General features: G+C 58.9%; 9 protein-coding genes. 1 reads left to right on the forward strand and 8 read right to left on the reverse strand.

Going from position 1 to position 14,134, the window contains the following annotated elements:
- Positions 1 to 36: 36 nt before the first annotated feature.
- The 4 genes from FGK64_RS21380 to FGK64_RS21395 all read right to left on the reverse strand — a co-directional run bounded on the left by FGK64_RS21380 (position 37) and on the right by FGK64_RS21395 (position 7,259).
- Positions 37 to 2,922 carry a hybrid sensor histidine kinase/response regulator gene (locus tag FGK64_RS21380; protein ID WP_138865899.1) on the reverse strand — a complete coding sequence of 962 codons (2,886 nt, stop codon included), beginning with the start codon at positions 2,920 to 2,922 and terminating at the stop codon, positions 37 to 39.
- Positions 2,923 to 3,305: 383 nt separating this feature from the next.
- A complete protein-coding gene (locus tag FGK64_RS21385) occupies positions 3,306 to 3,959 on the reverse strand; it encodes a hypothetical protein (RefSeq protein ID WP_138865900.1) in 654 nt (217 codons plus the stop codon).
- 12 nt (positions 3,960 to 3,971) lie between these two features.
- Complete coding sequence (locus FGK64_RS21390) at positions 3,972 to 6,092, reverse strand: catalase (RefSeq protein ID WP_138865901.1); 2,121 nt, start codon at positions 6,090 to 6,092, stop codon at positions 3,972 to 3,974.
- A gap of 24 nt (positions 6,093 to 6,116) precedes the next feature.
- Entirely contained in the window at positions 6,117 to 7,259 is a 1,143-nt protein-coding gene (locus FGK64_RS21395) for a glycosyltransferase (RefSeq protein WP_138865902.1), read from the reverse strand.
- A 237-nt stretch (positions 7,260 to 7,496) separates the two neighbouring features.
- On the opposite strand from FGK64_RS21395, the gene FGK64_RS21400 reads away from it, so the two are divergent.
- Positions 7,497 to 9,083 carry an FAD/NAD(P)-binding protein gene (locus FGK64_RS21400; protein ID WP_138865903.1) on the forward strand — a complete coding sequence of 529 codons (1,587 nt, stop codon included), beginning with the start codon at positions 7,497 to 7,499 and terminating at the stop codon, positions 9,081 to 9,083.
- On the opposite strand, the gene FGK64_RS21405 is transcribed toward FGK64_RS21400, so the two are convergent.
- From FGK64_RS21405 to FGK64_RS21420, 4 genes are read right to left on the reverse strand one after another with little or no spacing between them, the layout of a single operon-like run.
- Complete coding sequence (locus tag FGK64_RS21405; RefSeq protein ID WP_138865904.1) at positions 9,080 to 9,838, reverse strand: hypothetical protein; 759 nt, start codon at positions 9,836 to 9,838, stop codon at positions 9,080 to 9,082. The genes FGK64_RS21400 and FGK64_RS21405 overlap by 4 nt on opposite strands.
- A gap of 24 nt (positions 9,839 to 9,862) precedes the next feature.
- A complete protein-coding gene (locus tag FGK64_RS21410) occupies positions 9,863 to 10,837 on the reverse strand; it encodes a glycosyltransferase family 2 protein (RefSeq protein WP_138865905.1) in 975 nt (324 codons plus the stop codon).
- Positions 10,834 to 11,979 carry a glycosyltransferase gene (locus FGK64_RS21415; protein WP_138865906.1) on the reverse strand — a complete coding sequence of 382 codons (1,146 nt, stop codon included), beginning with the start codon at positions 11,977 to 11,979 and terminating at the stop codon, positions 10,834 to 10,836. The genes FGK64_RS21410 and FGK64_RS21415 overlap by 4 nt, the downstream gene beginning before the upstream one ends.
- Positions 11,972 to 13,999, reverse strand: coding sequence for an HAD-IIB family hydrolase (locus FGK64_RS21420; RefSeq protein ID WP_138865907.1), 2,028 nt, complete (start codon positions 13,997 to 13,999; stop codon positions 11,972 to 11,974). The genes FGK64_RS21415 and FGK64_RS21420 overlap by 8 nt, the downstream gene beginning before the upstream one ends.
- Between the last annotated feature and the right edge of the window lie 135 nt (positions 14,000 to 14,134).

The raw sequence follows: 14,134 nt of genomic DNA on the forward strand, positions 1-14,134 counted from the left end.
CTCAATTAGTCCAGAGACTAAAATTCGGCCGTCCAATTACTGAGAGATCAAAATTGCTTCTATGGAACTCCGAAGAGCTAAGCTCTCGAACGGTTTGCTCAACACGATGCAGTCGTCCATATCTTTGGCCGACGTAACGTCTACGCCGCCAGTGGCAAAAATCACCGGCAGGTCGGCATATATCTCCCTCGCTTCCCTTGCCAGATCTTGACCCGATCGATCAGGCAATCCGACGTCCGTCACCAACACATTTATGGCCTCGCTTCTCAAAAAATTCAGAGCTTCACGCGCGTTTGCTGCTTCAAGCACCTCGTACCCCACATCGCGCAACTCTTCGGCCAGATCCAGCCTGATCAACGCATCATCCTCGCAAATCAGAATGCGGATGCCCTCAAGTTGTAGAGTATCATTGAAAACGGTCTGATTTGTACCTGCCACCGCATCTGAGAGTGTCGACCCGAGGGCGGTTCTAGCGCATTCAATCACTTCGCGGATCTTCTGCGCAAGTTGCACCTCCGTATACGGCTTTCCAATCAACTGAACCCCGTCGTTTAGGCGGCCGTCTTGCACTATCCGATCCTGCACAAAGCCGGAGGTGAAGAGCACCGGCACCCCGGGGCGCATCTCGCGTATCCGTTCCGCCAATACTTGGCCATTCACCTCTCCTGGCATCACCACATCGGTGAACAGAAGGTCGATGTGTCGATCACTTGCCAAGAGGTTCAGCGCCTGTTCCGCATCGGGTGCCTGGAGAACAATATATCCAAGGTCCGTGAGCATGTTGAAGGCGACAGCGCGCACCTCGTCATCATCCTCGACCAAAAGAATTGTTTCTGATCCACGCAATACCTCGACTTTAGCGCCGCGGTGGATCGCTTGCTCCTCTTCGAAGGAACGGGGCAAGTAGATGTTTATTGATGTGCCCACCGCAACCTCGCTCTCGACCCTGACGTAGCCTCCGGACTGAATTGCGAACCCATAGACCATCGAGAGGCCAAGCCCTGTTCCATTGCCGTCGGCCTTCGTGGTGAAAAACGGCTCGAAAATCCGATTGACTATCTCCGGCGACATACCGCGACCAGAATCTGTCACCTTCACGCAGATATATGGCCCCGGTGCCACATGCGGCTGTGTTTGCGCATAAGCCTCATCCAAAGTGACATTGCCTATATGGATCGCCAACTTTCCCTGGCCATCCATGGCATCGCGCGCATTGATCGCCAGGTTGAGCAAGGCGTTTTCCATGCTGCTGCGATCGACGTTGATATTCCAGAGACCGTCGTCGAAGCGCAATTCAAGCTCGACCCCCTCTCCAATGGCGGTGTGCAGCATATCGACGGCCTCACTGACGAGCCTGCCCAGATTGGTCACCGTCGGCGAAAGAGGTTGCTTCCGGGCGAAGGATAGGAGCTGAGAGGCCAGTGTTGCACCACGCCTAACGCTGCTCATGGCCTGATCAAGATGGGCCCTGGCGGGAGACTCAGGGCCGATTTCGCGCATCGCAAACCGCAGTTTACCCGTGATCACTTGGAGCAGGTTGTTGAAATCATGCGCGATACCGCCAGCAAGGCCACCAATTGCTTCCAGTTTCTGGCTATGGCGTAAGGCGGCGTTCAACTCCTCCAATTCACGGTTGCGCCGTGCCACCCGCGTTTCCAGTGTCGCATTGACCTTGGCGATTTCGGCCTCGAAGTTCTTGCGATCCTCGATATCGGTGTTGGTGCCGACCCACCCTGTCAACGTCCCCTCGCTGGTGCGCAATGGCGAGGCCCGTACGATGTGCCAACGATAGCTTCCATCAGCCTTGCGAATGCGGAATTCGGTTTCGTAGGGAATGCCGTCGTGGATAGCGTACGCCCACTTATTCTTCGCCGCTTCAAGATCGTCCGGATGGACGACGCGCGCCCAATCCGAGCCGAAAAGATCGCCTTCTTTGTAACCGGTGAATTTATAGGTTTGGACATTCAGCCAGTCCAGCGAACCTTCTTTATCGGCGGTCCACACGTGGTTCGGCATGGTTTGCGCCATGATGCGAAACTTTTCGCGCCTTGCCGCAAGTTCGGCCTCGGCAACCAGCTGGCCTGTGACATCGTGTCCTTGAACAAATATCCCGATTGCTGCACCAGAGTCGTCTTTCAACGGATGGAATATGAAGTCGACGAAATACTGTTCCGGTCGTGCATCCTGAGAAGCCTGTAGCCGCGCGGGCATAGCTTTGAACGAAACGGGTTCTCCTGTTCGGTACACTTGGTCCAGCAACTCGATGAAGCCTTGCCCGTCAAGGTCCGGCAGAGCTTCGCGAAGCGGCAAACCGATCACTTCTCTGCCGCCGATCAGATCCGTGTAAGATTGGTTCACGATCTTGAACATATGTTCTGGCCCGTTCAGGATCGCCATAAAGCTTGGGGCCTGATCAAAGGCGGACTGGAAAAACTCTGTGATTTTTCCAAGAGCCAGATTCTCGGTCGTGACAGCTTCAGCGCGCTGCAAAAGAGAAACATGACGCTCAAGGTCCGCAACCCCGGTCTTTTGTTCCCCAAGATACAGATCGGTCACGTCAACCGTATTCTGCAGAATGAACGCGACGCGGCCCTTTGCGTCGGGGATAGGAGTATGCGTGGCGCTCCAGTATCGATTGACCACGCGGCCACCTGCGGCCTTGATCGGGTATGGGATCAAAGGCAGATGATCGGGCTGCCCAGTTGCCAACACCTGGCGAAAGGAGCCACGCAGCATCTGGTCGGAAACTGAATCCGCAGGTGCTGGGAAGGCATCGGTCATGAGACACCCGATTAAGCTGTCTCGACTGCGTTCAGTGACGTTAAGGTACGCCTCATTGGCCCAGACAATTCGCAGGTCGGAATCGAGGAGTACATAGGGCGAAGTCGCGTTTGCGAAAAGCGTGTCCAGATCAATCTGCATCGTCTGTATCCACAGTATCGACAGGTCATGGCTCTGCCCCGACTTCCATAGCACAGAGAAATTTAGAAATAATCCCGCAAGTCCAGTTTCGAGAGTTAATCAGCCTCCGCATCCAGCACTGATACTTGGACGGCGCGGACTCGCAGTGAGAAAATCGAGTTCCACCCGGTTGTCCATCACAAAGCTTCCTGTCCGAATACGCGATTTAGCCGCGCCAACTCTCGAAGTTTTGCCAGGCACCGGCCGTGCGGTTTGCGCGAAGTGGAATCTTGGCCCAGTGTAGAACTGTTCCGAACCTGTGCCGCTCCTTCGACTAGGTATCGTGTCGCTCCTCACGCGAAGTGTAATACGGAGCTTTAGCTCCCCCATCACATTGGCTTTGTTCATACAATCTGCAAATCCGCTGCGATGCTTTCCGAACCAGACCCTCGGCACTGAAGCTTTTCCAGCACGCTGCGAACCCTGCGTCGTGCGGATCGGGACCGGACCTGTCTCGCCTCAAGTGTCCGGGGACGAACTGTGATCGTCCCCCCGTCCTGCCGAACATCAAACTCTCTCACGGCAGCCACAATATGCGACGCTTGGTTCGTTGCGGCGACCGAAACCAGTTTCAGTGTTGCCTGCGGGGACCGGCCATTCGACAGGTCATATCCGGCCCGATCCAGGATATCCCGGAACGAACCGATATCGACGTAGCCGCCACTTGGCAGAGGCCCCTGGCCTGTCATCTCCGTTGGCCGCTCAAGTTCCTCACGACGAAGCTCTTGCCGATCCACGACGCTGGCAACACTGGGGCCATCTTTCGTGTCGACGCCAGCCAGAACGTCCAACAGGTAAGCCGGTTGCGCCCCCATATTTGAGATCAGGCAACGCGCATCCAGACCTTCGCCGCCCCCGCGGTTGATCAACAGGCTCGACCTGCGTTGATCTTTGAAGCCCTTTAGAAGGACGTGCAAGTAAACCAGCCAGACGACCGTCGTCGTAAGGCTGGCCCCGATCTGCACAAGCTCCGAGTTCTGACGGACGAGCTCAAGCATCACCACCGCCCATCAGACCGAGCGTTCCCAGAACCGCAGAGCGGCACATTCTTTGAAGAACGCCGACGGCTTTATGTCCTTCGCGAAGAACATCCCGCCATCCGGTTCGTCCGGCAGGCCAGCCTTTTTGAGGAAAGGCAGAGCCTCGTCGGTGACTATCATGAATTTTTTGTGCGCAAATGCGTCCGCGACCCAGGTCTTTGCAGGGTGACTTCCGGCGAACTTCTCCGCGCCTTTTTCAGACACCAGCACCGCGACCGCATCGAACAGGACAGATGGACCACCGTCGATCTTCTCGTCCGCTTCGACGCTGGAGCCGTCGGAAAGCGTCACGCTACCGACCCTTGGGCCCACCAACGCGACGACAACGCCCGCCTTTTCCGCAGCTTTCTTGAGGGCATCCAATAGTTTTGCATCCGCCCCGTCGCTGATCAGGACGCCCAGTTTTCGGCTGGCGAAACTATCCGGGCCATTTTTCAGAATACTGAGCGCATTCGACTCCGCCAATCCATCAACCCTTTCACGGGCAGGTTTTGCAGGCTTCGGAACGTCCATTCCAAGCCCGTCAGCAACCGACTGCGCAAGTCCTTCGTCGATATTCGGCAAATGCGACAGCAGGCGTTCGCGGATCGCATTGGTTTGCACTTTGCTCAGCTCAAAAACCAAGGCATCGGCGATATGCGTCCGCTCAACTTCCGTCTGGCTGAAGTAGAATTGACGGGCCTGACTGTAATGATCGGCGAACAGCTCTGACCGCACCCTGTCTTTGACCCCTTCCGCTTCGGTCTGAACGGATCGAAAGCCGGTCTCGGGAGCCTCTCTCGGACCGCCCTCGGCTCCGCCCCAGGAATTGGGTTCATAGTTCGCGCGGCCCTTGGGGTTGTGCATCGCCATGTGGCCGTCCTGCTGGAAATGATGGAACGGGCATTTCGGTGCGTTGATAGGGATATGCGTAAAGTTCGGTGCGCCGAGCCGTTTGATCTGCGTATCGAGGTAAGAGAAGTTGCGACCCTGAAGCAGCGGGTCATTGGTGAAATCAATGCCCGGCACGATGTTCTGTGTGCAAAAGGCAACCTGCTCGGTCTCGGCAAAGAAGTTGTCGACGACACGGTCCAGCACCATCCGGCCGATGATGCGAACGGGAACATCCTCTTCCGGGATCAGCTTGGTCGCGTCGAGGATATCGAAGGGGAAGCTGTCCGCGAATTCGTCATCAAACACCTGAACGCCCAGCTCCCATTCGGGATAATCTCCGCTTTGGATCGCGTTCCAAAGATCACGCCGATGGAAGTCCGGGTCGGCGCCGTTGATCTTTAGCGCCTCGTCCCAGGTGACCGACTGAAGGCCCTGCTTCGGCTTCCAGTGGAATTTCACGTAAGAGGATTTACCATCCGCATTCACAAAGCGGAAGGTGTGCACCCCGAACCCTTCCATGAACCGGAAAGAGCGGGGAATGGCCCGGTCGGACATGGCCCACATTACCATGTGCATCGCCTCAGGCATCAACGATACGAAGTCCCAAAAATTGTCGTGAGCGGTCTGCGCTTGCGGAAATCCTCGGTCGGGCTCCTGCTTGGCGGCGTGGATGAGATCGGGAAACTTCATCGCATCTTGGATAAAAAACACCGGGATGTTATTGCCGACGAGGTCCCAGTTGCCCTCCTGCGTGTAGAACTTCACCGCAAAGCCGCGCACGTCGCGGGCGAGATCTGCCGACCCCTTGTTCCCGGCCACAGTAGAGAACCGGCAGAATACCGGCGTCTTCTCACCCTTGCGCTGGAAGATGTCAGCGCACGTCAGCTCGGGGATCGGGTCCAGCGTTTCGAAATATCCGTGCGCAGCATAGCCCCGCGCATGCACTACGCGTTCCGGTATGCGCTCATGGTCAAAGTGGAACATCTTCTCACGAAAGTGGAAGTCCTCCATCAGCGCCGGGCCGCGCGCGCCCTGCCGCAGCGTGTTCTGATCGTCGGACACCGGGACACCCTGAGAGGTCGTCATCACCGGCACGTCGCCCCCGGCGGTTTGGTGCGTCTCGCCGCCCTCGCCGTAATTCGTCTGCGGCTGCTTCACCGTGGATTTCGGCGCTTTCGCGGGAGTCTTAGATTTCGATTTGCTCGCGGCCTTCGCCATGATCATGCTCCTTTCAGGGTTGGATTATTCGGCTGCAAGGGGCAGCACACCGGCCCAAGCCGGAAGTTCGATTGAAGGGAAGTCGACGTCGGGTGCCGGAGTGTCGCGTTCCGCTATGCAAAGCCGATAAAGCTCTTCATAGCGGTCAATCATCGTATCGAGACCGAAGCGGCTGACGGTCTGTTGCCGGACGTCATGGCGGTCCAAGCGCATGGCCCTTAGCGCTGCGGCAGCCAGTCCGACCACGTCCCCCTCTTCGACAATGGCGCCACCCTCGCCGACGACTTCAGACACGGCGCCCGCATCGAAGGCCGCCACGGGAACGCCGCAAGACATGGCTTCGACGGCGGCAAGGCCGAAGGGCTCGTTCCACCGTGGGGTAAAAAGACAGACAGAGGCTCGTGAAACGGCGTCTGCCAACATGTCCGGATCGAGGTTTCCGCAATAGGCCATCGTCGGCCCGAGGAATGGCGCCACTACCTGGTCAAAGTAAGCCTGGTCTTCCACCGGCCCGAAGATCCTGAGCGGCAGCCCAGCGTAGCGCGCGGCACGAACGGCTTCCGCCGTCCCCTTGTTGGGCGTGATACGACCGAACCAAACTGCGATTCCGTCCCCTTGGGGTCGGAAGGACCACCGTGCCGTGTCGATGCCGTTATAAGCGATATGCAAAGGCAGCTCGGAGGTCGCGGACGACCAAACCTTCAACTGTTCACTCGAGCAAACGGTAAACCGGTTCCATGCGGCACCGGAGGCATGGACGGCCCGACGAAGCGCGTCAAACGGCGGCACGTGCAGTGAGGTCAGCATCGGCACCCGGTCACGACGGGCCATCCGGGGCGGATACCGGTGAAGCGAGTTGTTGTGGATGACGTCGAACCCGCCGTCGCGCAATTGGTTCAGAATTCCTTCAAATGCCGCGTCCAGATGCGCGTTCAAGGCGTCGGTCCCGTGGAAGCGGTGCCATGGGAAATCGCGGTCGTAGTGATGCTCCACAATCGGATGCAGCCGAACCCCCGACGGCGGTTTGCTGTCGCCAGACGCGAACATCGTGACGTCGTGCCCCCGATCGCGCAGGGCCGATGACAATGCGTAAGAATGGGCTTCCATGCCGCCCATAAACGGCATGGCGATCGGGTGACGAATATGGGCGATGAGGGCAATACGCATAGGGCCTCCGTTGCCGCAAACCGGAAAGGTTCGGTCTTCCTGTCAGCGACGATTGGTAAACTTAAACTGCGGTGTTTCTGCCTAAGGAACCAATCTCAGCGCCGATTGTTCCAATATTAGAAAACTTAATACGAAATCAGTTTTCGCGATTTCAGTTCAGTTGGAAAAGGTCCTGCTTTGGAGCAAACTATCCCTCGCCCTCGGCGCGGCAAGAGTAACCGTGTTCGCGTGCCTGACATGCGTGATCCGTCCCTGCCCCGTGTTGCAATTGTCGGCAGTGGTCCAACCGCCATTTACGCGCTGAAACAGCTGCTGACCTCGCCTCAGCCGCTCGAAATCCATCTCTTTGAGCGGGAACGCGAAATCGGCACGGGAATGCCGTATCGCGAAGGTGAGAACCTGCCCCAGATGCTGTCCAATATCGGCAGCAGAGAAGTGCCCCCGGTAGTCGAGACGCTTGAGGAGTTCCTGCGATCTTGCGATGCGGCCACTCTGCGAGAGTTCGGAATGTCTGCTGACGACATCGGACCGGAGACCTTTTATCCGCGGCTGGTTCTGGGTCGGTATTTCGTGGCCCAGCTTGCGGCGTTAACGGCTCAGGGTCGAGGCAGAGGCCACACGGTGGAGATACGATCCAGACACGCCGTCACTGACGTTATCCCAAGCCCAGATAGCACCGTGGTGAAATTTGAAACGCCTCACGCAGTCGGCCAGACATCTTTTGACCACGTCGTTCTTGCGACAGGCCACAAATGGTCGGAGAAAACGCACCCATCCGGGGTCGTGCTGCACGCACCTTGGCCGGCAGAGCGACTCCGCCGCTTCTATGATTGTCGCGTCGGTATCTTGGGCAGTTCCCTGACCGCAATCGACGCTGCCGTAGCCCTGGCGAGTTTTCATGGCCGTTTCGACGAAACGGACGGGACCCAGTGGATCCCGAACAGCAAGGACAGTGCGTTCCGTATGGCCATGCTTTCAAGACGCGGGCTGCTGCCCGATGCCGACTGGTTCTATCCCCTGCCCCTGCCCGGCCTTCCGACATTCAACCATGCAGGTCTCGAACTTCTTGTGACCCGCACCAGTGGGCAAACCGGTCTGCTTGAGGCGTGTCAAAGGCAACTGGGCGAAGATCTCCGGCTCCTGGACCCGACCTATGCCAGGCGGGCCCAGCCAAACCGTGTCGAGGGTTTTGCCGAACGCCACTTTGCCGACCGGCTGAAACAAGGCGGTTGGGAAGCGGCACGAACCGGCCTGGCCGTAGCAGCCAAGGCCAGGGAGGCCCGGCACACCGATCCTTGGCGCATGGCCCTGCTGGCAGCGCACCTGACATACGAAAGTGTCCTTCCCCACTTCAGCGACGAAGACCGCAGACAGTTCGACAAGGAGCTACGGCCGGTCTTCGCTGATGTTTATGCTTCGGTGCCACATCGCTCGATCCGACGGATGCTCGCCCTGAATGACGCCGGAGTTCTGGATCTGCATGGGTTGGGTCAGCACTACACCATCTCTCCGGCCAGCCCCGGGGCTCTGGTATCCGGAAAATGCGGCACTATGGAATTCGATCATCTTGTAGACGCGCGTGGTCAGACCGCAGCCGCCCTCGCCGATCTCAGCTTCCCGACCCTATCGCACGGCGGTCATTTCGATCCTGAGTCGCTGCGCGTCACGCATGAGATGTGCCGCGCCTCCACGATCACCTGCGCTGCCATCCCGGTCCTGCTGCGGCATAATCCGTTCGTTCAGGGCCTTGAGAATGTAGAAGAGCTTGGACGGCGCGCAGCCGACAATGTGTTGGCGTCGATGACCCCACCCAAGGCCGCCTAAACAGTCCGGGGCGACAGACGATAGGCTTGTGCCCATCCGCGCAGCCCCTCGATTGTGGGATCCGGTTCCTGCGGAAGGCTGCTCAACAGAACGCGCGCAGCATCATCACTGCTAAATGCCTCGACCAACTTGCGCGGCAGGCGCATATCTGTATCGGGGTGGCTATAAAACAGGGCAAACGGCGCCGTGTTCAACTGAGCGACCAGCGTCGCCAGCTGCGGCAGAACAGTGCTTCGGTAGTCCGAATCGTCGGGCCCCATGACCCGCCGCAACAACAGCAGCCCCCGCCCATTGCTCACCGTTTGCGTGGTCGACAGCACGAATGACACAGAGAGTGTCAGAACCACCATTCCATTCACCGCGCAAACCACGCCAAGCAGCGCGTAGCCCAGGCTTGATGGCTCTGTCTTTCCACCACCGACGGTCGATAACAGATGGCCCGCGTGCGAGATCGCGCCAAGAAGACCGGCATCAACACCCGACTTGGACATGACGACGGCGCGGTCGAAACCGTCAAAGATCATGCCCCAGCCCACACCTATCCCTGCAACCCACCAGAGCGCGACGGCGCTCATAACCACCGGACCAACGGCAACGTGTCGGAACCGCCCATCCGGAAGGCTGCGGAACACGGCAAAGACCCACTTGGCGATCCGCAAGGACAGGAAACGCGACGGTGTTCCACCAATCGTCGTGAAGAGAAAGTCGGCACACACGTAAACGGTGAGACCCACCCCGATCAAAAGCAAAATCATCGTGTCAGACTATAGCAAATTCCGTCATTCCGCAGCCGGCAGCAGGAAGACGCTCTGCGCTTTCTCGACCTGGGCCACGCGTGCGGCACCCGTGGCTTGGTCCTGGGCCTGATCCAGTTTGTCGATGACCCTACGAGTGCTGGCGTAGGGCATGTCTTCCATTTGCGAACATAGCGCGTAATCCGCGTCGTCGGGATCACGCAGGATACGGATGCCGGTCCTCGTGTTTTCGATCAGCCCCATGAGGCGAAAAGCGTAGAGCCAGTGTTCCATGGTTCGATGCCCCCATTTGGACGCGAAGAGCTCCGCATTGCGGACAACCGAGCCGACCTGGTGGATCGGGGGCATGCAATGCGGGTGATATTGGTGATACACCGTCGCCCCCTTGATCCAGTAAATCGGGATACCCCGTTCGTCCAATATCCGCCCGTAATCGGTATCTTCGCCACCATAGCCGACGTAGCGCTCGTCGAACCCGCCCGACGCGGTCCAGCTGTGTCGGTCTATCGCGAAGTTGAGCGACCAGAAGCACCGGTAGTCCTCGCATTTCGAGATGCCTTTAGTAGGCGGCCCCTGCCGGTCCGAATGGCGCACGGCCAGCTTTTCGAACCTGGCATAGTCCAGCCCATCCGACGTGGCACCACCCGGAAGATACCCCACCTCGCCCATCAAGAGCCCTGCGTGACGAGCGGAGGTCGAGAGGTAGTCGAAGACGAAATTGGGATGAGGAATGCAATCGACATCGACAAAGATCAGAAGGTCGCCCGACGCGGCCGCGGCGACGGCATTTCGTGCGGCGGCGAGTGGCAATTCAGGCCCGGTGACGAAGATCTGCCTGACCGGGAAATCCGTGTCGGGAAGGCCGTCGTAGGCCTCGTTTTGCATCACACCGATGATCAGTTCATCCGGGCGGACAGTTTGAGCCTGAAACCCGGCGACCACGTTTTTTAGATGCTCGGCGCGACCGGCGGCGATGGTCAGGGCGGAGATACGGGTCATGCAACAATTCCTTCGTGCTTATGTTTCAATGAGGGCGATGACGGGATCAACGACTGGAGCCAACTGCCGGCTTCAATGGCCGCGTCAAGATTGATGAGGGCAGATTGCGCACCGGGTCGATGCCGGTCGTGGGCTTCTGCCACGGCGATCCGCCATGCCCCGGCGCTGGACGGCATGTGGTCGAGGTGCAAGGCGACCCCAGCCCGAGCAAGAGCCCGCGCCTTTTCGACCTGTTCGTCGAAATAGCGCCACTCGGGAACGACGATCCAGGGGCGGTCGACGGCCATAACTTCGGCGCAGGTGGTGTTCCCGGTCGACGACACGACAAGATCAGCCGCCGCGATGTGGTCCGATACGGTGTCGATCCAGCCCTTGTGAACAAGGTTGCGCCCCTCCGTCCCGTGCCAGTCGACCTGCATCGCGCCGACCGTGATCCACGTCCAGTCCGGAAGCGCCCGCGCCGCAACACCAAACGGGGCGCTCGACCAGCCGCTTCCCCCACCACCCGACAGAACAAGGGCGACCCTTTGATGAGCGTCAAGCCCAAGCCGCGCGCGGGCATCCTCCTTCGATGGAGCCTCCGTCCGAAGCCCAAGTCCACCAGCGAAGTGCGTCTTGCCCAGCATCGTCTCGGTCCAGTCCGGCTGGGCAAGCTGAGACGCAAAGGGGGCCAGAAGCCCGACCGCGCCGTCATAGGCCGCGCGATGGCCGGGGTCACTTCGGTCCCCGTGCTGCAAAATCTTGACGTGCGGGACCGAGCAGATGCGGCACAGCTGCGCTATCTCTGCGCTGACGTCACAGATCATCAAAGATGGATCGGCAGTATCGAACCACTGGGCCATCGTGGCCATCGCACGACGTATTCCCGGCCAGCCGAGCGGCGCGCAATGCAAAGTCTCGGGCGTCGCAACCGCATCAAGCCCCTCGCGTTCCTGCCCCGAACGCTCGAAGAGGGACGGAACTTTAATGACACTGGTGTTGTCACGCATCGCGGGAAAAATGTCGTTGCGGGCGCAGAAGATGACGACCTCCTGCTCGGTCGGAAGCGCGTTCACCAAGCTCGCACACCGCTCCGCGTGCCCCCGTCCCTGGTGGTGCACGAAATATCCAATGGGTCGCGGGGCGTGGGGAAAGTCACGCATGCCGCACCGCCGATCGCTCGGTCGCGCCATAGATCGCCGCGAGGCCGTCGAGAACGCCCGCTGCATAACGATGGCGGCTTTGAAAGGCTTTGCCGCGCAGAAGATCGGCGATGCCATCGCGTGCATTCGCGGGCAAAATGGCGGCGCCACAGGCCGACAACATGTCCAGATCGTTACCGCTGTCCCCGGCGGCGATGCAATCGGCCAACGTCAGACCAAGCCTCTCGGCTTCGAATGTGATGGCCGCCGCCTTACCGGCATTGCTTGGAAGGACATCGATCAGGTTGCCATGCGAATGAACCACACGCGCCGCCAGCCCTTGGTGGGTCAGAGTTTGGCTGACGCGACGGCTATCCGCAACGCTACCGAAATAACTCAGCTTCCACCGGCGTTGGTCGTGCATTGGTTGCGATGTCAGCCCAAGGCCCGCGATGACTTTGGCAATATCCTCCTGGTGCCACCCCTTGGAAATGCGGTCAGCGTAGGAGCGGCACAGCCGATAGTCGCCCCAACCGTCGCACCGCCAGATCTCGCTTCCGACAGATGTCACAAGAATATCCGGGCACGGCAAATCCCAGGCCGCAATCACGCGCCGCGCCTCGGATATAGATCGGCCGGTGGCGACAAGAACGCAGGTATCTTCTCGTCTGGAAGACCACTTTCCGAAGGCCGCAGCGGACCGACGGTCGCCGGTCAAGGTTCCATCCACATCGCAGGCAAGGACGCGTGAAACTTTCCGATGCGCCTTTGCACGCCGTGTCGAAATATCCCGATAGACGCAGACGCTCTCGCTTGCCCACTGCTTCCATTGATAAAGTTGGCACGCTTTGGCACCCGCATCGGCGCAGCGTTGTTCGCGCTCCGGGTCATTCAGCAGGTCCAGTAGGCGCTGCGCAAGGTCGGCCGGATTTCTAGGATCAACCAAAGCCCCATAGCCGATGTCACCGATGATCGATGATGGTCCGCCATTGCGCGTTGCCACGACCGGCACTCCGGCTTGTGCGGCTTCGACAACGGTCAGCCCAAACGGTTCATGCCACGCAGGATTTCCGAACACGCCGTCAATCGCTGCCAGATCGTAGAGAGACCTCACATCAGCCGCAGTGTGACGCTTCGGCAGTGCAACGCTGCCCCACAGATCATATTGATCGATTAGCCCCATTAGGTCCTGGTGAACGGCCACCTGTTCGTCTGGGCCATCACAAAGAGATTTTCTTAGCCCGGCAAGGACCACGAGGTTTGCGGTGTCGCGAAGCGTGGGGCTTTCGCCGAAAGCGCGAACCAACGCCGCGAGGTTCTTCTTCTTCACCGGGCGCGCGACGGCGAGAACGATTGGCTTGTGCAGGTCCCGCAGGAATGGGGCAATCAGGCGCCGTCCCTTGTCCGGACCCTGAGGCGGTGTCAGCGCGACACCCGGCGAAATCCGATGGATCCGACCTGCCGCATCAGGGTCGTAGGCCATGAGCTGCCGTTCCGCTTCATCGCGTGATGAAACGATAATCCCATGCGCCGTGCGGATCGCCGCCAGCTCGTCGGAAACGCGCTGCGATGCAGGGTCGCAATCCGCTTTCTCCAACGCCAGTGAATGCGGTGTGTAGATCCACGGTATTGCAAATTTCTCAAAGGCCGCCCGGGCAATTGCTGCCGCGTCCGAGAAATGGGCGTGAATAACATCCGGTCGATAGCCGAGCCCATCCAACATCTGGCAAAATGCTTCTGTTATCGCCGGGATTTCGGCATTCAGAGCATCTTTGTCGAGATAAATGTCGTTCGTGGTTCTCAAACGCAGAATCCGCAGTTTGGGGCAAACCTCTTCAATTGTTTTTCCGTATGCCGGACCGAGTTCGAGATCGGCGAAGCCGCGTGTCACAATGTCCACGCCAGTGACCTGATCCAGCTTCGCCTGTGCCATCGCTGCTCCCAGAACATAGGCGATGTGACCGCCCGTATCCTCGGTCAGCCCGTAGTCGACAGGAGGCGCTTTTAGGCACCCCCCCAGCGCGATGTGGAGGATCCGCATTTTTTGTCCCTTTGACGATTGAAGTCTTGGAAGCCGGATGCATCTCCGACACAGGGAGAACACATGCTAGCGGCACTTGTTCCAGAATTTATTATACTAATGCAGTGTTGATTTTCATGCCCCCCGCCACAGGAC

The organism is Arenibacterium halophilum (genome assembly GCF_005938225.1).
GTDB lineage: Bacteria > Pseudomonadota > Alphaproteobacteria > Rhodobacterales > Rhodobacteraceae > Arenibacterium > Arenibacterium halophilum.